The following is an 18,178-nucleotide window of genomic DNA, read 5'->3' on the forward strand; positions in this document are numbered from 1 at the left end:
GTTTCGCGGCGTCCCGGCGCCGCGCACCGTCATGCCACCTTCCCCGGTAGTCGCCGCGGACTTGTTGCAGGCGACTGTCGCCTGGGCGGATCGGCCGGGGCGGCGTGCCGATCCCACCCGGAGGACCGTGTGTCCAAGATCCCCAAGCGGCTCAAAGCAGCCGCCGCAGCCGCGACGGCGACAGCGCTCGTCGCCCTGCCCCTGACGTTGATGTCGACGGGGGCCAGCGCCGCCCCCACCCACGTCGACAACCCGTACGCCGGCGCGACGCAGTACGTGAACCCCACCTGGTCGGCGTCGGTCGAGGCCGCCGCCGGCCGTGCGGGCGACGCGACCCTCGCCGCGAAGATGCGCGCGATCAAGAACCAGCCCACAGCGGTGTGGATGGACCGGATCAGCGCCATCGCCGGCAACGCCGACGGCAACGGCCTGAAGTTCCACCTGGACCAGGCGCTCGCGCAGAAGCAGGGCAGCACGCCCATCGTGTTCAACGTGGTCATCTACGACCTGCCGGGGCGTGACTGCTACGCCCTGGCGTCGAACGGCGAGCTGCCCGCCACCGACGCGGGCATGGCCCGGTACAAGACCGAGTACATCGACCCGATCGCCGCCCTGCTCGGCGACCCGAAGTACCAGGACATCCGGATCTCGGCGACCATCGAGCCCGACTCGCTGCCGAACCTCATCACCAACTCGTCTGAGGCCGCCTGCCAGCAGGCCGCGCCCTACTACCGCGAGGGCGTGAAGTACGCGCTCGACAAGCTGCACGCCATCCCGAACGTGTACACGTACATCGACGCCGCGCACGGCGGCTGGCTGGGGTGGCCGTCCAACGCCGCTCCGGCGGCGAAGCTCTTCGCCGACGTCGCGCGCACCACGCAGGCGGGCCTGGCCTCGGTGGACGGCTTCGTCACCAACACCGCGAACTCCACGCCGCTCGTCGAGCCCTTCCTGACGAGCCCGACCCTCCAGGTCGGCGGCAACCCGGTGAAGTCGAGCAGCTTCTACGAGTGGAACGACGACTTCGACGAGATCGACTGGACCGCCCACCTGCACTCGCTGCTCGTGGCCGAGGGCTTCCCGGCCAGCACCGGCATGCTCATCGACACCTCGCGCAACGGGTGGGGCGGCTCCGCGCGGCCCACGGCCGTCTCGACCAGCACGACTCTCAACACCTACGTCGACCAGTCCCGCGTGGACAAGCGCGTGCACCGCGGCGCGTGGTGCAACCCGCTGGGCGCCGGCATCGGCGAGCGGCCGCAGGCCACCCCGTCGGGCTACGCGAGCTCGCACCTCGACGCCTTCGTCTGGATCAAGCCCCCGGGCGAGTCCGACGGCGCCTCCTCGGAGATCCCGAACGACCAGGGCAAGCGATTCGACCGGATGTGCGACCCCACGTTCGTCTCGCCGAAGCTGGCCAACCAGCTCACCGGCGCCACGCCGAACGCGCCGCTCGCCGGCCAGTGGTTCGAGGCGCAGTTCCGCACCCTGGTGCAGAACGCCTACCCGGTGATCTCCACGACCAACCCCACGACGCCGCCGCCGACCACCCCGCCGCCGACGACGCCCCCGCCCACCAGCGCTGGCGCCTGCGCGGTCAAGTACACGGCGAACGGCTGGAACACGGGCTTCACGGGATCGATCCGCATCACCAACACGGGCGGCTCGGCTCTCAACACCTGGCGGCTGACGTTCTCCTTCCCCTCGGGCCAGCAGGTCACGCAGGGCTGGAGCGCCACCTGGTCGCAGTCGGGCTCGGCTGTGACCGCAGCGAACGCTGCCTGGAACGGCACGCTGGCGGCTGGCGCCAGCGTGGACATCGGCTTCAACGGCTCCCACTCGGGGACCAACACGGCGCCGACGGCGTTCTCGCTCAACGGGCAGGCCTGCTCGGTGAGCTGACCCGCCACGCGTGAGCCGGTGGCCCGCCCCTCATGGAGCGGGCCACCGTGCTGAGCACGGCACAACCCCCTCAGCACAGGTGCGGGGAGTGACGGATCGCTCCCCGCACCTGTTTCCACCTGCGCGGGCCCGCTGACCCTGGCGTCAGCGGCGCTCGGCCGCGACAGCGCCCCGCAGGGCCTCGATGAAGTCGTCGACGTCCTGCGGGGTGGTGTCGAACGCGCACATCCAGCGGACCTCGCCAGTGGCGGGGTCCCAGTCGTAGAAGCGCCGGTGCTCGCGGAGCCGGTCCGCGGCGCCCGCCGGCAGCGCGGCGAACACGGCGTTGGCCTGTGTCGGGTGGGTGATCCGCACCCCGTCGACGGTCTCGGCGCCGGCGCGCAGCCGCGCGGCCATGGCGTTCGCGTGAGCGGCCGAGCGCCGCCACAAGTCGCCCTCGAACAACGCCACGAGCTGCGCGGAGACGAACCGCATCTTCGAGGCGAGCTGCATGTCGACCTTGCGCAGGTAGTCGATGCCCGTGACGGCCTCGGGGTCGAGCACCACGACGGCCTCCCCCATCATCAGCCCGTTCTTCGTGCCGCCCAGCGACAGCACGTCGACGCCCACGTCGGTGGTGAGGGCGCGCAGCGGCAGGTCGAGCGACGCGGCCGCGTTGGACAGGCGCGAGCCGTCCAGGTGCAGGCGCATCCCCAGCCCGTGCGCCTGGTCGGCGAGGTCGCGGATCTCCTGCGGGGTGTACACGGTGCCGAGCTCGGTGGCCTGGGTGATCGAGACGACGCCCGGCTGCGCCCGGTGGGCGTCACCCCAGCCCCACGCCTGCCGGGCCACGAGCTCGGGGGTGAGCTTGCCGTCGGGCGACGGGGTGGTGAGGAGCTTCAGGCCGCCGACGCGTTCGGGGGCGCCGTTCTCGTCGGTGTTGATGTGGGCGCTGTCCGCGCAGATGACCGCACCCCAGCGGGGCAGCATCGACTGCAGGGCGAGCACGTTCGCGCCGGTGCCGTTGAACACCGGGTACCCGACGGCCGTGGGGCCGAACTGCCGCCGGAGCACGTCCTGAAGGCGCGCGGTCCACTCATCGTCGCCGTACGCGACTTGATGGCCGCCGTTCGCCTCGGCCAAGGCGGCCAGCACCTCGGGGTGCACCCCCGCGTAGTTGTCGGAGGCGAAGTCGCGTCGGGCGGTGTCGTGGGTCGCGGTCACCGGGTCATTCTGCCGGAGACCAGGCCCGGCGAGGCGCCTCAGCCCTGGTCGTCGGCCGCCTGGTGCTGCGCTGCCCGCGCGCGAGCCTCGGCCTCCGCCGCGCGGCACTCCGCGCAGGTCCCGACCAGCTCGATGGTGTGCTCCACGTCCGCGAAGTCGTAGGACGCCGCGACCTGGTCCGCCCACGCCTCAGTGCCCGGGCCGTCGATCTCCACCGCGCGGCCGCAGTGCCGGCAGACCAGGTGGTGATGGTGGCTGCGGCGCTCGCACCGCCGATACACGGCCTCGCCGTCCGCCGACCGCAGGACGTCCACCTCGCCGCTCTCGCTCAGCGTCTGCACGGCGCGGTAGACCGTCGCCAAGCCGACGCTCGACCCCCGCTCGCGCAGCATCTCGTGAAGCTGCTGCGCGCTGCGGAACTCGTCAAGCCCGTCAAGAAGTGCGATCACCTCGGCGCGCTGCCGCGTGTTGCGCTGCACCACCGCCATCAGTCCTCCGCTCCCCCACTGCTCCATGCACGAGTTCCCGTGCGCTGCTCCGCGCGCGGTCGAATCTCGTCCGCCTCGCCTAGCGTCACAACCGCTCGGCGCGCCCGCGCATGCCCGGCCAGTCTAGGCGACGGGCCCCTGCCGTCCGAGGGCGGGCCCGGCGGCGAGCCCGGCATGACGAAGCCCCCCACCGCGGCTGCGATCGGGGGCCTCGTCAGATTGCTGCCTACTTGGCGGCGACGGCGCGCTTGAGGGCGCTGCCCGCGGTGAGCTTCACGCGGAAGCCGGCGGGGATCTCGAGCTTCTCACCCGTCTGCGGGTTGATGCCCGTGCGCGCGGCACGGTCGGCACGCGACACCGCGAGCAGGCCGGGGATGGTGACGCTCTCGCCGGCGGCAAGCTGCTCGACCAGGACCTCCTGGAAGGCCTTGAGCGCCGCGTCGGCGGCGGTGTTGGTCAGGCCAGCCTTGGCGGCGATCGCCTGGACGAGCTCGGTGCGGTTGACGCTCACGGGTTTGTGCTCCTTGTCGGTCGGGACGTGCGTGCCCGGGTGAGTTCCCCGGGCGACGGCGGAGACGGAAGGTCGACGAGTCCGGAGCCTCGTTGACGCGTGTCCACCGCGGATGACCCTAGTGGCCCGCGCCGGGTGCTCGCTGCCACGGCGCGCCTGCAGAACCTCACATCCGCGCGTCGAGCCGGCCCAGGAGGTCCTCCAGCGGCCACGCGTCGATGACCTGATCGGCCCCCACGCCGTGCGCGGCGGCGCGGTCGCAGCCCGCGATCTGCCAGTCGAGCTCGCCGGGCGCGTGCGCGTCGGAGTCGATGGAGAACACGCAGCCCAGCTCCACCGCGATGTCGAACAGGGCGTGCGGCGGGTCGAGACGGTCGGGCCGGCAGTTGACCTCGACGGCCACGCCGTTCTCGGCGCAGGCCGACAAGACGGCATCCGGGTCGAACTCGCTGGCCGGGCGCTGGCGGCGCCCGGTGAGCTGGCGGCCGGTGAGGTGCCCGAGCACGTCGACGTGCGGGTTGCGCACCGCGGCGAGCATCCTGCGGGTCATCGCCGGGCGGTCCATCCGCAGCTTGGAGTGCACCGACGCGACCACCACGTCGAGCTCGGCGAGCAACTCGGGATCCTGGTCGAGGGCGCCGTCGTCGAGGATGTCCACCTCGATGCCCGTGAGCACCCGGAAGGGCGCCACCGCGCGGTTGAGGGCGGCGATCTGATCGATCTGCGCCCGCAGGCGGGCGGCGGAGAGGCCGTTGGCGACGGTCAGGCGGGGCGAGTGGTCGGTGACGGCCATGTACTCGTGGCCGAGCTCGATCGCGGCGAGGACCAACTCCTGCAGCGGGCTGCCGCCGTCGCTGGCGTCGGTGTGCGTGTGCAGGTCGCCTCGCAACTGGGCGCGCAGGGCGTCGCCGGGCCGCGGCCCACGGCTCGCCGCGTCCTCGGCCTCCAGCCTCTCGAGGTACTCCTGGGGCTCGTGGCGCACGGCGGCGGCGGCGATCGACGCGGTGCGCTCGCCGACGCCGGGCAGATCGGTCAACGACTGCGCGTCGACCCGGGCCAGCAGCTCGTCGGGGTCCAGCTGCTCGAGCGTGCGCGCGGCGTGGCGGAACGCGTCGCTGCGGTAGGCGCTCGCCTCGGCGCGCTCGAGCAGGAAGGCGACGCGGCGCAGCGTGCTCACCGCGTCAGCCTGCGCCGTCGCAGCCTGGGAGGACGTCATGGCTGGTCAGGAGGCCCGGCGGCGCGGCCGGCTCTTGGGGGCCGATCCGCTGGCCTCGTCGTCCTGGGGCTTGGCCTTGCCCTTGGCCCCGGTGGTCCCCGTGGCACCCTTGGCCGCCGTGCGCTCGGGCGCCGCGGCAGCGGCCTTCCGGCTCCCCCGGGCGCCCCGCGCGGGGGGCGTGTCATCCGTCCCGGTGCGCCGCCCGGCGTCGGCCTCCGCCTCCGGAGCCGTCGACCGGGACCCTCTCGCTCGGCCGCCCGGCTTCGACGCGCCGCCCTGCTTCGCCGCGCCTGCGGACTGCTGCCCCCGGGCCTTCTCCACGCTGCGCTGCAGCGCTGCGAGCAGGTCGACCACCTCGGCGCCCTCGCCCTCGCCGCGCCCGGCCGTGCCCAGCGCCTCCGGGACGCCCTGCGTGCCGCCCGCCGCCACCTTCGCCTCGATCAGGCTCTCCAGCGCCCCCTGGTAGGAGTCCTCGAAACCCGACGGGTCGAAGTCGGCCGCCAGGGACTCCACAAGTGACGACGCCATCGCCAACTCCTGCGGCCTGACCTGCACCTCGGTGTCCAGGACCGGGAAGTCGGCCGCGCGCACCTCGTCGGGCCACAGCAACGTCTGCAGGCAGATCACGTCATCGCGCACCCGCAGCACCGCCATCGACTCCCGCTGCCGCAGCGCGACCTTCACCACCGCCATGCGCTCGGTCGTCGCCAACGCCTCACGCAGCAGCGCGTACGGCTTCACGGCGGTGCGCTCCGGCTCCAGGTAGTACGTCTTGGCCAGCAGGATCGGGTCGACCTGGTCTTGGGGGACGAACTCCACCACGGCGATCTCCCGCTCGGTGGCCAGGGGGAGCTGCGCCATGTCCTCGTCGGTGAGGATCACCAGCTCGCCGTCGGCCGTCTCATACCCCTTGGCGATATCCGCCATCTCCACCGACTCGCCGCACACGCTGCACGTCTTGCGGTACCGGATACGCCCCCCGTCGGTGCGGTGCACCTGGTGCAACGGCACCTCATGCTCCCCGGTGGCGGCGTACAACTTGACCGGGACGTTGACCAGCCCGAAGGCGACCGCGCCCTTCCAGATCGCCCGCACCGGCGACCACCTCCCCTCGCCCAGCCAGGCGACCGCGCCATCGACGGCCCGAACGCGCGGCGTTCTGGGTCATCTGGGCAGGATGGACCCGTGCAGCCCATGCTCGCCACCGGAGCCGACCCACAGGCTGGTCTGCCCACGGGGCCAGCGTGGGCGTTCGAGGTGAAATGGGATGGCGTGCGGGTGCTCGCCGACACCACCCGCGGCGTCCTCCGGCTGCTCAGCAGGACCGGCCGCGACGTCACCGTCGCCTACCCCGAGCTCGGCGCGCTCGCGGACGTGCAGGGCGCCGTGCTGGACGGGGAGGTCGTGGCGATGTCCGGTGGGAGGCCGTCCTTCGAGGCCCTCGCCGAGCGCATGCACGTGCGCGACCCGGCCCGCGCGCGACGCCTGGCGGAGGTGTCGCCCGTGTCCTATCTCGTGTTCGACGTGCTGATGCTCTACGGGGTGGATGTGACGCGCCGGTCGTTCGACGAGCGGCGCGCGACCCTCGAACGGCTCACCCTCCCGCCGCCCGCCCAGCTCTCCCCCGTCTACGACGACGGCCCGGAGTTGTGGCAGGTGACCCGCGAGCACGGCCTCGAGGGCGTCGTCGCCAAGAGGAGGTCCTCGACCTACCAGCCGGGGCGGCGGTCGCGCGACTGGATCAAGGCGGCGCACCGCACCACCCGCACCGCCCTCGTCGGCGGATGGCGCGCGCCCACCGCCGGGACCGGCGCCATCGGGGCCGTGTTGCTGGGCGCCCCCGACCACCACGGCCGGCTGCGCTACCTGGGGCGGGCCGGCAGCGGCATCGCGGGGCCGCTCGACCGGCGCCTCGCCCGCCTGCTCGGCCCCGTGCGGCGACCCGACAACCCCTTCGACGACGAGGTCCCCCCGGTCGACGCGCAGGGCGCCACGTGGTGCGATCCGGTGGTGGCCCTGGACGTCGCGTACCTGCACCGCACCGCCGCGGGACGGCTGCGGCACCCCGTCGTGCGAGGCGTGCGCGACGACGCCGACATCGACCTCTGGGAGGACCTGTGAGCCCCGCCGACGACGCGCAGACCGTCGACGTCGACGGCCAGCGCGTGCGGCTGACGCACCTTGACCGGGTCATGTACCCCTCCGTCGGGATGACGAAGGCCGAGGTCATCCACTACGTCACCCAGGTCGCGCCCGCGTTCCTCGCCCAGCTCCAGGACCGCCCGGTGACCCGCATCCGCTTCCCGGAGGGCGTCGGCGGCGAGCGGTTCTTCGAGAAGAACATCCCCGCGGGGGCGCCGTCCTGGGTGCGCCGGCGCACGCTGCCCGCCGCCCCCGGCGCCGAGGACGAGGGCAAGGACCTGACGTACCCGTTCATCGACAGCCTCGCCGGACTCGTCTGGTCGGCGAACCAGGGCGCCCTGGAGCTGCACACACCGCAGTGGCGCGTCGGGCCGCGCGGCGCGATCCACCGCCCCGACCGGCTGGTCGTCGACCTCGACCCCGGGGCCCCCGCCGGCCTCGACGAGTGCGCCCGCGTGGCGCACCTGGTCGCCGACCGGCTCGCCGACGACGGACTCCAGACGGTCCCCGTCACCTCCGGGAGCAAGGGGATGCAGCTCTACGCCCCGCTCCCCGGCCGTCGCACCGCGATGGAGGTGCGCGAATACGCCAAGGGCCTCGCCCAGGAGCTCGCCCACGCCCACCCGGCACTGGTCGTGGCCCTCCAGCGCAAGGACCTGCGCGGCGGCAAGGTGCTCCTCGATTGGTCCCAGAACCACCCCGCCAAGACCACCATCACCCCCTACTCGCTACGCGGCCGGGAGCAGCCCGCGGTCGCGGCGCCCCGGCACTGGGACGAGATCGGGCCCGGGCTCGCACAGCTCGGACCTGCCGAGGTCGCCCGGCGCCTCGAGCAGGACGGCGACCTCTTCCACCTGTGAGCCGCCCCGCGGCGGTCCCCTGGGGGGTCGTCGCCGCCTGCCATGCTGGCCGCCATGTTCGAGATCCTGGCGGGAACCGGCCTCGCGGCGGCGGCGGGCCTCAACGCCTACGTGCCGCTGCTGGCCCTCGGCGCGCTAGCCCGGTGGACAGACCTCATCTCCACCCCGGCGGGCTGGGAATGGCTCACCGACGGCTGGGTGCTCACCGTGCTGGGAGTCCTCCTGCTGCTCGAGATCGTCGCCGACAAGATCCCCGGGGTGGACCACGTCAACGACGTGGTCCAGACGATCGTGCGCCCCGGGGCCGGGGGCATCGCGTTCGGCGCGGGCGTCGGCACCCAGGACCCGGGCGCCGCCCAGGCGGTGGTGAGGGACCCGGCCGCCTTCGTCAGCTCCGGCCAGTGGGCGCCGGTGCTGGTCGGGGTGCTGCTGGCGCTCGCGGTCCACGCCGCGAAGGCGCTGGCGCGCCCAGTGGTCAACGCCGCGACCTTCGGGCTCGGGGCCCCGCTGCTCAGCGCCGCGGAGGACGCCACCAGCGTGACGCTGTCGCTCGCCGCGCTCCTGGCGCCGCTGCTCGTGGTGGGCATGCTCCTCGTCTTGGGGGCGGTGTGGTGGCGGTGGCGCAGGGGCCGCCGGCGCCACTCCGGGGCATCACCGGATGCGGTGTCTGCGCAGGTGCGGCAACGTGGAGGCCGCACGACGCCGCCATAGGCGGACACCGAGAACGCGAAGGAAGGAACGTCATGATGGCCCGCGCAGAGCTGCCGAAGTACACAGTCCCCGGTCTCACGCCCCAGCAGGGCTCCGAGGTGGCCGCGATTTTGCAGGAGCGGCTCAACTCCCTGAACGACCTGGCCCTGACGCTGAAGCACATCCACTGGAACGTGGTCGGGCCGCAGTTCATCGCCGTGCACGAGATGCTCGACCCGCAGGTCGACGCGGTGCGCGAGATGGTCGACGAGGCTGCCGAGCGGATCGCCACGCTCGGAGTCGCGCCCTACGGCACTCCCGGCTACATCGTGAAGAACCGCACCTGGGACGACTACGGGATCGGCCGCGCTGGGGCGATCGACCACCTGGGCGCCCTGGACGAGGTCTACGACGGTGTCATCGAGTCCCACCGCAAGGCGATGAAGGCGACGGAGGGGGTGGACGACGTCACGAACGACCTCATCATCGGCCAGCTCCGACAGCTCGAGCTGTTCCAGTGGTTCGTGCGCGCGCACCTGGAGTCCGCTGGGGGGCGTCTGAGCACGCAGGGCGCGGAGACCGAGAAGCAGGCGGCGAGCAAGGCTGGAGCAGCCGCGAAGAAGGCCTGATCTCGCACTGACGACGAAGGCCCGGCGCCTCAAGGGCACACCTCACGGGTGGCCGCCTGAGGCGCCGGGCCTTCGTCATGCGCTCGAGCCTCGTGGCGGGCGGCGCCGGGGGCGCGGGGTCACAAACGCTCGGGATCGTCCCAATCATCGTTGCTGGAGATCGCCTCGTCGTCGGGGATCAACTCCGTGGCATGCAGCGACCGCGGCGCCGCGGCGGCGTCCCCACCGGACCGGGCGTCCTCCGCGCGCACCTCGTCGTCCGACAGGCGCCGCGCCGCGATCAGCTCGGCGGCGGGGTCGGAGGTCAGGTCTCTGTGCTCGCGCGTCATGCACCGGTTCTACCGCGTGGTCCTGGTGGCCGCATCCGGGCGGGCTTCGGCGCGGGCGGCGCCGTCGGCGTGAATGAAACGTTTTGCCCCCTGGATCAACGTCGAAGCGCTTCGATACGGTCGGCTGCCGCTTCAGCGCGACCACCCGCGGCGACCCCACCGTTCCCACAAAGGAGTGAAGCGGATGCGCGTCCTACCAGTGATGGCTCCCCTGACCGCGATCGGGCTGCTCGCCGCGATCACCGTCGGGGTGAGCACAGCAGCCGTCTCGACAGCACCCGAGGCCGCTGCGGCGGAGACCGGATACAGCTGGAAGAACGTCGAGATCGTCGGCGGCGGCTTCGTGCCGGCCATCATCTTCAACCAGAAGGAGAAGAACCTCGTCTACGCGCGCACCGACATCGGCGGCGCGTACCGGCTCGACGCCGCGACCAACCGATGGGTACCGCTGCTCGACCACGTCGGCTGGGACGACTGGAGTCACAGCGGCGTGCTCAGCCTCGCCACCGACCCCGTGCAGACCAATCGCGTGTACGTGGCGGCCGGCACCTACACCAACAGCTGGGACCCGCAGAACGGCGCGATCCTGCGGTCCACCGACAAGGGCGCGACCTGGCAGAAGACCGTCCTGCCGTTCAAGGTCGGCGGCAACATGCCGGGCCGCGGCATGGGCGAGCGCCTGCAGATCGACCCGAACAAGAACTCCGTCCTGTACTACGGCGCCGAGAGCGGCAACGGGCTGTGGCGCAGCACCGACTACGGCGTCACCTGGGCCAAGGTGACCAGCTTCCCCAACGCGGGCAACTACGTGCAGGACCCGAGCTACGACTACACGGCCGACAACCAGGGCGTCGTGTGGGTCACCTTCGACCCGACCAGCTCGGCTGCGGGGCAGGCGACGAAGACGATCTACGTGGGCGTCGCGGACAAGGAGAACTCCGTCTACCGCTCCACCGACGCCGGAGTCACCTGGCAGCGCGTGGCAGGGCAGCCCACCGGGTTCCTGCCGCACAAGGGCGTCTTCGACGCGGTGGGCAAGCAGCTCTACATCGCGACCTCCGACACGGGCGGCCCGTACGACGGCGGGGCGGGCGCGATCTGGCGCCTCGACGCCGCCACCGGAGCCTGGACGAACATCACCCCCGACCGCGGCGGCGACTTCGCCTACGGCTTCAGCGGGCTGACCATCGACCGGCAGGACCCGGACACCCTCATGGCCACCTCGCAGATGTCCTGGTGGCCCGACGCGCAGATCTTCCGCAGCACCGACCGCGGCGCCACCTGGACCCGGGCCTGGGACTTCACCAGCTACCCCGAGCGGAGCCTGCGCTACAACCTCGACATCTCCGGCGCCCCGTGGCTGACCTTCGGCAAGGCGGCCAACCCGCCCGAGCCGAGCCCCAAGCTGGGCTGGATGATGGAGTCCTTCGAGATCGACCCGTTCAACTCCAACCGGGCGTTCTACGGCACGGGGGCCACCGTCTATGGCACGGACAACCTCACCCAGTGGGACGCCGGCGGCAAGATCGACCTCAAGGTCCGCGCCCAGGGCATCGAGGAGACCGCGGTGCTCGACCTCGCGGCTCCCCCGGGATCGGTGCAGCTCGTCTCCGGGCTCGGCGACATCGGCGGGTTCGTGCACACCGACATCACCAAGGTCCCGTCCCAGATGTTCACGCAGCCCTACCAGGGCACGGTGCGCGGGGTGGACTTCGCGGAGAAGTCGCCCGCGACGATGGTCCGCGTCGGCGAGGCCGTCGACGGCGCCGTCGAGTCGCACATCGGCATCTCCACCAGCTCCGGCAGCTCGTGGTGGGCGGGCCAGCAGCCCGCTGGCGTGACGGGGGCCGGCACGGTGGCCATGTCCGCCGATGGATCGCGGATCGTGTGGAGCCCGGCTGGGGCCGGCGTGCACGTCTCCACGACCCTCGGCTCGTCCTGGACGGCGTCCACGGGCGTCCCCGCGGGAGCCCAGGTGGAGGCCGACCGGGTCAACCCGCTGAAGTTCTACGCGTTCGCCGCGGGGACCTTCTACGTCTCCACCAACGGCGGCGCGTCGTTCACCGCGGCGGCGACAGGGCTCCCGGCCACGGGCAACGTGCGCTTCGCGGCAGTTCCCGGGGCAGAGGGCGACGTGTGGCTGGCAGGCGGCGCCACTGGGTCGACCTACGGCATGTGGCGGTCGACCAACTCCGGGGCGTCGTTCACGAAGCTGGCGGCGGTCACCGAGGGCGACAGCATCGGCTTCGGCAAGGCCGCGCCGGGCAAGACGTACCCGACCGTCTACACCTCGTCCAAGGTGAACGGCGTCCGGGGAGTCTTCCGCTCGGAGGACGCGGGGGCCACGTGGATCCGCGTCAACGACGACCAGCACCAGTGGGCGTGGACGGGATCGGCCATCACCGGCGACCCCGACGTGCACGGGCGGGTGTACGTCGGCACCAACGGGCGCGGCGTCATCGTGGGCGATGTGACCGGGACGGTCCCGACGACCACCCCCACGCCCACCCCCACCGTCACGGTGACCCCGACTCCCACGCCGACCATCACGCCGACTCCGACCGTCACCCCGACGCCGACGGCGAGCCCCACGGCGACGTCGAACCCGGTCGGGACATGTGCGGTGAAGTACACGACCAACGACTGGAACACCGGCTTCACGGCCTCGGTGCGGATCACGAACACCAGCGCCCAACCGCTCACGTCCTGGCGGCTCGCGTTCACGTTCCCGGCCGGGCAGACGGTGACCAACGGGTGGTCTGCCGCCTTCAGCCAGACCGGCGCCAACGTGACGGCGTCCAACGCGGCGTGGAACGGCACGCTCGCGGCGGGGGCCAGCACGGACATCGGCTTCAACGGCTCCCACACGGGCGTCAACACGCGGCCGAGCGCGTTCACGTTGAACGGGACGGCCTGCGCGGTCTCCTGACCCGAGGCACGGCGCCTGCGGCCCACCTGCCAGCCTGGCGGGTGGGCCGCAGGCATGTCGAAGCCGACGGGTGATTCGGCGGCGCCCGGGCGCGGTGGCACAGTGGACGGGTGACGAACCTCGAGACGCGGCCCCGGGAGGCCGAGCTCCACCCAGAGCCGCATGACGTCGACGACGGCTCCCGCAGCCTGCTCCTGGAGCCGCGGGATGTGCCGCTCGGCGGGCTCCGCGCGATGCATGTGCGCCGGACGCTGCCGCAGCGCGGCCTGCCGATGGTGGGCGCCTGGTGCTTCCTCGACGAGTTCGGGCCCGCCGACGTGGACATGCGCGTGCTGCCGCACCCCCACACCGGATTGCAGACCGTCACCTGGCCCCTCGTCGGGGAGATCCACCACCGTGACAGCGTCGGCAGCGATGTGGTGGTGCGGCCCGGCCAGCTCAACTTGATGACGGCAGGACGCGGGGTCGCGCACTCCGAGATGTCGCTCGGCGACGGGCCACTGCTGCACGGCGTCCAGCTCTGGGTCGCGCTGCCCGCCGGCGCCGCGGACATCGAGCCGCGGTTCGAGCAGCACACCGAGCTGCCGGTGGTCGCCCGTGACGGCCTGCGCGCGACGGTGCTGGTCGGCGAGCTCGAGGGCGCGCGCTCGGCGGCGCAGGTGCACAGCCCGCTGCTCGGCGCCGAGCTGGCCCTCGAGGCGGGGACGTCCATCACGCTGCCGTTGCGGCCCGAGTTCGAGCATGCGTTGCTCGTGCTCGACGGCGCCGTCGAGGTGGGCGGGGCGCCGCAGCAGCCGGGCCCGCTCCGCTACCTGGCGCCCGGCTCCGAGCGGCTGTCACTGCGCAGCGTGCACGGCGCCAGGGCACTGCTCATCGGCGGCGAGCCCTTCGCCGAGGACCTGGTGATGTGGTGGAACTTCCTGGGGCGCAGCCACGCCGACATCCTGCAGGCGCGGGAGGACTGGGAGCATCACCGCGAGGAGAGGTTCGGTGTGGTGGCCGGGCATGGCGACGCCCGGATCCCGGCGCCCGAGCTGCCGAACGTCCGCCTCACCCCGCGCCGGAGGCGCCGCCCCTGACACCCCAGCAGTGCGCCGCTCGGCGCCTCAGCCCGAGATCGCTCAGCGGCGGTGCAGCCCCACCTCTGTCGCCTTCACCGACAGCCACACCTCGGTGCCCTCGCCCAACCCCAGCTCGGCCACAGCGGCGGCCGTGAGGTCGGCGACGATCTCGGGGCGGCCCGCTGTGCGCACCCGGATCACCGCGTGGCCGGGCTCCAGCGCGACCACGTGGGTGCGCCACACGTTGCGCGGGCTGCCCCCGGCGGGCGCGCTGGTGTGCACGGCCACCGCTGACGGCGCGAAGACGGCGGCCGCCTGGCCGCCCGGCTCCACGGGCTCGCGTCCGACGACGTGCCGGCCGTCCGGGGCCCGCACCCCGCCGTCCCGCGCCTCGCCGACCACCAGGTTCACCCCGGCCATCGTCGCGGTGAACGGGTCGCGGGGCGCCGCGAGGACGTGCGCGGTGGGCCCCTCGTCGACCACCGCTCCCCCGTCGAGCACGAGCACGCGGTCAGCGAGGACCACCGCGTCGAGCACGTCGTGGGTGACCAGGACGGTCGTGGTGCCGGTGCGCGCGACCTGCTCGCGCAGGAGCTGGCGCAGTTGCGGGGCCACGCCGACGTCGAGCGCCGCGAGGGGCTCGTCGAGCAGCAGCACCTGGGGCTCGGCGGCCAGGGCGCGCGCCAGGGCGACGCGCTGGCGCTGACCGCCGGAGAGCTCGGCGGGCCGGCGCGCCGCGAGGTCGGCCAAGCCCACGGCCTCGAGCCACCCGGCGGCGTGGCGGCTCGCCTCGGCCCGGCGCATGCCTGCCGAGCGTGGGCCGAAGGCGACGTTCTCCAGGGCTGTGAGGTGTGGGAAGACGAGGCCGTCCTGGCCTAGGAGCCCCACCGCCCGTTGCTCGGGCGCCACCAGGCGCGCCCTGCCCTGCGCGGGCACGTCCGTGAGCAGGCGGTCGCCCACCCGCACGAACCCCGAGCTGGGGCGCAGCAGGCCCGCGAGGACTGCGAGGAGGGTGGACTTGCCGGCGCCGTTGGGGCCGAGGACGGCGAGGACCTCGCCCTGCGCGGCGGAGAGGCCGAGGTCCAGCGCGAAGTCGCCGCGTCGCACGGTGAAGCGGGCCTCCAGGAAGTCGCTCATGCGCGGCCCCCCGGCTTCCAGGCCCGCGCGAGCACGAGGATCACCACGGCGACGGCCACCAGCAGCAGCGACAACGCCACCGCCGAGTCCTGCGTGACGCCCGCGCCGTTGAACGCGGTGTAGATGGCCAGCGGCATGGTGCGGGTCACCCCGGCGCTGTTGCCCGCGAACAGCGCCGTGGCGCCAAACTCCCCGAGCGCCCGTGCGAAGCACAGCACCGTGCCGCTCACCAGGCCAGGTCCCACCAGTGGCAGTGTGATGCGCCGCAGCACCGTCCAGCGCCCGGCGCCGAGCGTCGCCGCGACGACCTCATAGCGGTCGCCGGCGCTGCGCAGCGCGCCCTCGACGGCGATCACCAGGAACGGCAGCGCGACGAAGGCCTGCGCGATCACCACCGCGGTGGTGGTGAAGGGGATGCGGATGCCGAACAGCAGGTCGAGCTGCTCCCCCACCAGGCCGCGCCGGCCCAGCAGGTAGAGCAGCGCGATGCCGCCGACCGTGGGCGGAAGCACCAGCGGCAGCGTCACGAGCGCGCGGACCACGTCGGCGACCCGCGCGGACGTCCGCGCGAGCACCACCGCCAGCGGCACCCCCAGCAGCAAGCACAGGACTGTCGCCGCGAGGGCTGTGCGCAGCGACAGCCCCAGCGCCGACAGGGCCTCCGGCGAGGTGATGGCCGCGGGGACCCCCGGCCAGTCGGCCCGCACCAGCAGCGCGAGCACCGGCAGCGTCAGCAGGCCGAGGCCGATGACCGCGAAGACGTACAGCAGGCGCGGCACGCCGACGGTGACCGGCCGCGGCGCTGCGGTGGTGCGCGGAGCGGCGGCTGCGTCGATCGTGGCGCGGCGCTCCGTGAGGGTCATGCCGGGCCGAACCCGTACGTCGCCAGGACCTTCTGGCCGGTCGGGGACAGGACGAAGTCGACGAACGCCTGCGCGGCGGGGCTGGACGTGCCGTCGAGGGCTCCGATGAGGTAGCTGTTGACCGCGGCCGTGGACTCGGCGAACGTGACGCCGTCCACCCCGCCGGCGGAGATCTGCACGTCGGTGGCGTAGACGAGCCCGGCGTCGGCCTCGCCCAGCGTGACCTTCTTGAGCACGGCCGTGACGTTCTGCTCCTCGCTGGCCGGGGTCACGCTCACCCCGGCTGCGGTGAGCGCTTTGGCGGACGCGGCGCCGCAGGGCACCTCGGGCGCGCACAGCACCACCTGCAGCGCGGGGTCGGCCAGGTCGGCGAGGGACTCGATGCCCGCGGGGTTGCCGGGCGCCACCGCGATCTGCAGCACATTCGTCGCGAAGGTGGACGGCGTGCCGCGCATGAGCCCCGCGTCGACGGCCTTGGTCATGTTCGCCTGGTCGGCGGAGGCGAAGACCTCGGCCTCGGCGCCCTCGGCGAGCTGGGTGACGAGCGTGGACGAGCCGTCGTAGGTGACGACGGGCGCGTCGACGTCCGGGTTCTCCGCGACGAACGACTCCACCAGCTCGTCGAAGGCAGCCGCCAGGGAGGCCGCCGCCATGATGCGCAGCTCGCCGGTGACCCCCGCCGTCTCCTGGGTGGCCTCGGGGGTGGATTCCGGGGGCCCGCCGGCCGAGTCGGCCGGCTGGCCCGCGCATCCCGCCAGGGCCAGGGCCAGCGCCCCGACGGCCACGACCACACGCCCGCGCCGTCGCCCCCGGCCCGTGAGGGCGGTCGAGCGGACAGTGCTGGGGGTGGTCGTCGTTCGCATGGATCGGACGCTAGCAGCCGCCCCCGAACGGAGCGCGGGACGATCAGCCCACCGGATCCGCCCAAGCAGCCTCACAGCGCGCCGGGTCGGACGAGCCCCATCGGAGGCGTCCGGGCAGGCCGGGGTCAGCGCGCAGGCCGCGCGGGCTCGGCGCCCGACGTCGAGCGGCGCCCCGCCGCGTCCAGCGCCCGCGCGTAATGCCCGAGCACCGCCTGGCCGACGACCTCGACGTCGAACTGCTCGGCTGCGGCGGACTGGCGCTCGCTGGCCGCACGGCGGGCGGCGGGGTCGGCCAGGCGCGCGGCCAGGGCCGCAGCGAACGCGGGGGTGTCCTGCGGATCGACGAGCTGGTCGGTGAGCCCGTCCATCACCGAGCGGTACCCGGGGTTGTCCCCCGCGAGCACCACGCCGCGGCTGGCGGCGAGGGCCTCCACGACGCTGATGCCGAAACTCTCGCCGCCCAGGCTGGGCAGCGCGACGATGTCGGCGGAGGCCAGCAGCGCCGCCTTGTCCTCCTCTGCGACGAACCCGGGGAACGTGACGACGTCGCCGAGCCCGTGCTCCTGCGCGGAGCGCATCAGCCGGTCGCGCTGCGGGCCCGTGCCCGCGAGGACCACCTCGAGGCCCGAGGGCAGCGTGCCCTGGCCCGCGAGCAGCCCGAGAGCGTCGAGCAGGGCGCCGGCGCCCTTGCGCTCGACGAGCCTGCCGAGGAAGACCACGCGTGGCGCGTCGTCGGGGCTCGCCGCGGCCAGGGCGGCACGCCGGGCCGCGCGGAACGGCTCGAGGCCCACCGGGTTCGGCGCCACCTGCCCGGCCACGCCGAACGCGCCCCGCATGAACTCCTCGGCCGCGCCAGAGACCGCGAGCACCGCGTCGATCCGCCGCATCTGCCGCCGCTGGACGAGCCCCAGCGCATGCGTCGCGGCCCGCGCGGCGACCGTCAGCGGCAGGATGTGGAACGTCACCACCACGGCCGTGCCACGCGGGGCCCGGCGGATCACCCGGCCCGCCAGCAGCGGGCTGTAGGGCATCTGCACGTGCAGCACGTCGAAGCCCAGCGCGAGCGCCTCGTCGATGGCCCGCGCGGGCGCCCGGCCGGGTGTGCTCAGCCGGTTGCCGTTGAAGCGGACGCTGACGTTGCGCGCCAGGTTGTGCACCTGGGCGAGGTCGGGGCGCGTCGTCGTGGACGTCAAGTAGTGGACGTCATGCCCCTGGGAGGCGAGCCAGCGGCCGAGGGTCAGCACGTTCTGCTGCACCCCGTCAGGCCGGTCCAGGGAGTCGTCGATGACCAAGCCGACGCGCAACGGGCGCGACAGCGGAGCGGGGTTCAGAGGCGAGGCGGCGATGCGCCGATG

General features: G+C 73.4%; 17 protein-coding genes. 7 read left to right on the forward strand and 10 right to left on the reverse strand.

The annotated features are described in order from the left end of the window. The first annotated feature begins 129 nt into the window (after positions 1-129). Positions 130-1,902 (forward strand): glycoside hydrolase family 6 protein, encoded by a 1,773-nt coding sequence (locus tag QUV83_RS11385; RefSeq protein WP_436231907.1) that lies wholly within the window; start codon positions 130-132, stop codon positions 1,900-1,902. 144 nt (positions 1,903-2,046) lie between these two features. Here QUV83_RS11385 and QUV83_RS11390 read toward each other — a convergent pair whose 3' ends face one another. The 5 genes from QUV83_RS11390 to QUV83_RS11410 form a co-directional block, all read right to left on the reverse strand. Beyond that, positions 2,047-3,105, reverse strand: coding sequence for a threonine aldolase family protein (locus QUV83_RS11390; RefSeq protein WP_289564637.1), 1,059 nt, complete (start codon positions 3,103-3,105; stop codon positions 2,047-2,049). A gap of 38 nt (positions 3,106-3,143) precedes the next feature. Further along, the gene (locus tag QUV83_RS11395; RefSeq protein WP_289564638.1) at positions 3,144-3,593 is read right to left on the reverse strand and encodes a Fur family transcriptional regulator; all 450 of its coding nucleotides are present in this window, start codon (positions 3,591-3,593) and stop codon (positions 3,144-3,146) included. 226 nt (positions 3,594-3,819) lie between these two features. Next, positions 3,820-4,104 carry an HU family DNA-binding protein gene (locus QUV83_RS11400; protein ID WP_066588874.1) on the reverse strand — a complete coding sequence of 95 codons (285 nt, stop codon included), beginning with the start codon at positions 4,102-4,104 and terminating at the stop codon, positions 3,820-3,822. A 166-nt stretch (positions 4,105-4,270) separates the two neighbouring features. Further along, positions 4,271-5,320: a PHP domain-containing protein gene (locus QUV83_RS11405; protein ID WP_289564639.1), complete on the reverse strand. Its 1,050-nt coding sequence runs from the start codon at positions 5,318-5,320 to the stop codon at positions 4,271-4,273. 6 nt (positions 5,321-5,326) lie between these two features. Then, positions 5,327-6,415 carry a Ku protein gene (locus QUV83_RS11410; protein ID WP_289564640.1) on the reverse strand — a complete coding sequence of 363 codons (1,089 nt, stop codon included), beginning with the start codon at positions 6,413-6,415 and terminating at the stop codon, positions 5,327-5,329. Between the two features lie 99 nt (positions 6,416-6,514). Between QUV83_RS11410 and QUV83_RS11415 the strand changes: the two genes are divergently transcribed. Genes QUV83_RS11415 through QUV83_RS11430 form a run of 4 tightly spaced genes read left to right on the forward strand, consistent with a single transcriptional unit; the run spans position 6,515 to position 9,641 of the window. Beyond that, a complete protein-coding gene (locus tag QUV83_RS11415) occupies positions 6,515-7,441 on the forward strand; it encodes an ATP-dependent DNA ligase (RefSeq protein WP_354003943.1) in 927 nt (308 codons plus the stop codon). Continuing rightward, the gene (gene ligD, locus QUV83_RS11420) at positions 7,438-8,322 is read left to right on the forward strand and encodes a non-homologous end-joining DNA ligase (RefSeq protein WP_289564642.1); all 885 of its coding nucleotides are present in this window, start codon (positions 7,438-7,440) and stop codon (positions 8,320-8,322) included. The genes QUV83_RS11415 and ligD overlap by 4 nt, the downstream gene beginning before the upstream one ends. A 54-nt stretch (positions 8,323-8,376) precedes the next feature. Continuing rightward, positions 8,377-9,033 carry a DUF4126 domain-containing protein gene (locus QUV83_RS11425; RefSeq protein WP_289564643.1) on the forward strand — a complete coding sequence of 219 codons (657 nt, stop codon included), beginning with the start codon at positions 8,377-8,379 and terminating at the stop codon, positions 9,031-9,033. Between the two features lie 35 nt (positions 9,034-9,068). After that, on the forward strand, positions 9,069-9,641 hold the full coding sequence (locus tag QUV83_RS11430; protein ID WP_289564644.1) for a Dps family protein: 573 nt from the start codon (positions 9,069-9,071) through the stop codon (positions 9,639-9,641). Positions 9,642-9,760: 119 nt separating this feature from the next. Here QUV83_RS11430 and QUV83_RS11435 read toward each other — a convergent pair whose 3' ends face one another. Beyond that, a complete protein-coding gene (locus tag QUV83_RS11435) occupies positions 9,761-9,970 on the reverse strand; it encodes a hypothetical protein (RefSeq protein ID WP_289564645.1) in 210 nt (69 codons plus the stop codon). A 184-nt stretch (positions 9,971-10,154) separates the two neighbouring features. Between QUV83_RS11435 and QUV83_RS11440 the strand changes: the two genes are divergently transcribed. Both QUV83_RS11440 and QUV83_RS11445 read left to right on the forward strand, forming a co-directional pair. Next, the gene (locus QUV83_RS11440) at positions 10,155-12,899 is read left to right on the forward strand and encodes a cellulose binding domain-containing protein (protein ID WP_289564646.1); all 2,745 of its coding nucleotides are present in this window, start codon (positions 10,155-10,157) and stop codon (positions 12,897-12,899) included. A 110-nt stretch (positions 12,900-13,009) separates the two neighbouring features. Further along, positions 13,010-13,978: a pirin family protein gene (locus QUV83_RS11445; protein WP_436231908.1), complete on the forward strand. Its 969-nt coding sequence runs from the start codon at positions 13,010-13,012 to the stop codon at positions 13,976-13,978. Positions 13,979-14,020: 42 nt separating this feature from the next. Here QUV83_RS11445 and QUV83_RS11450 read toward each other — a convergent pair whose 3' ends face one another. The 4 genes from QUV83_RS11450 to QUV83_RS11465 form a co-directional block, all read right to left on the reverse strand. Beyond that, positions 14,021-15,097 carry a sulfate/molybdate ABC transporter ATP-binding protein gene (locus QUV83_RS11450; RefSeq protein ID WP_289564647.1) on the reverse strand — a complete coding sequence of 359 codons (1,077 nt, stop codon included), beginning with the start codon at positions 15,095-15,097 and terminating at the stop codon, positions 14,021-14,023. After that, positions 15,094-15,960 carry an ABC transporter permease gene (locus QUV83_RS11455; RefSeq protein WP_289564648.1) on the reverse strand — a complete coding sequence of 289 codons (867 nt, stop codon included), beginning with the start codon at positions 15,958-15,960 and terminating at the stop codon, positions 15,094-15,096. The genes QUV83_RS11450 and QUV83_RS11455 overlap by 4 nt, the downstream gene beginning before the upstream one ends. Then, positions 15,957-16,823 carry a molybdate ABC transporter substrate-binding protein gene (modA, locus tag QUV83_RS11460; protein WP_289564649.1) on the reverse strand — a complete coding sequence of 289 codons (867 nt, stop codon included), beginning with the start codon at positions 16,821-16,823 and terminating at the stop codon, positions 15,957-15,959. Before modA ends, QUV83_RS11455 begins: the two co-directional genes overlap by 4 nt. Positions 16,824-16,948: 125 nt before the next feature. After that, a complete protein-coding gene (locus QUV83_RS11465) occupies positions 16,949-18,127 on the reverse strand; it encodes a glycosyltransferase family 4 protein (RefSeq protein WP_289564650.1) in 1,179 nt (392 codons plus the stop codon). Positions 18,128-18,178 lie beyond the last annotated feature (51 nt).

The organism is Cellulomonas cellasea, assembly GCF_030372105.1.
GTDB lineage: Bacteria > Actinomycetota > Actinomycetes > Actinomycetales > Cellulomonadaceae > Cellulomonas_A > Cellulomonas_A cellasea_A.

Coding starts and splice junctions, on each gene's coding strand:
- QUV83_RS11395 (WP_289564638.1), bottom strand. CDS start 3,593: ATGGCGGTGGTGCAGCGCAACACGCGGCAGCGCGCCGAGGTGATCGCA.
- QUV83_RS11405 (WP_289564639.1), bottom strand. CDS start 5,320: ATGACGTCCTCCCAGGCTGCGACGGCGCAGGCTGACGCGGTGAGCACG.
- QUV83_RS11415 (WP_354003943.1), top strand. CDS start 6,515: ATGCTCGCCACCGGAGCCGACCCACAGGCTGGTCTGCCCACGGGGCCA.
- QUV83_RS11425 (WP_289564643.1), top strand. CDS start 8,377: ATGTTCGAGATCCTGGCGGGAACCGGCCTCGCGGCGGCGGCGGGCCTC.
- QUV83_RS11430 (WP_289564644.1), top strand. CDS start 9,069: ATGGCCCGCGCAGAGCTGCCGAAGTACACAGTCCCCGGTCTCACGCCC.
- QUV83_RS11435 (WP_289564645.1), bottom strand. CDS start 9,970: ATGACGCGCGAGCACAGAGACCTGACCTCCGACCCCGCCGCCGAGCTG.
- QUV83_RS11440 (WP_289564646.1), top strand. CDS start 10,155: ATGCGCGTCCTACCAGTGATGGCTCCCCTGACCGCGATCGGGCTGCTC.
- QUV83_RS11450 (WP_289564647.1), bottom strand. CDS start 15,097: ATGAGCGACTTCCTGGAGGCCCGCTTCACCGTGCGACGCGGCGACTTC.
- QUV83_RS11455 (WP_289564648.1), bottom strand. CDS start 15,960: ATGACCCTCACGGAGCGCCGCGCCACGATCGACGCAGCCGCCGCTCCG.
- modA (WP_289564649.1), bottom strand. CDS start 16,823: ATGCGAACGACGACCACCCCCAGCACTGTCCGCTCGACCGCCCTCACG.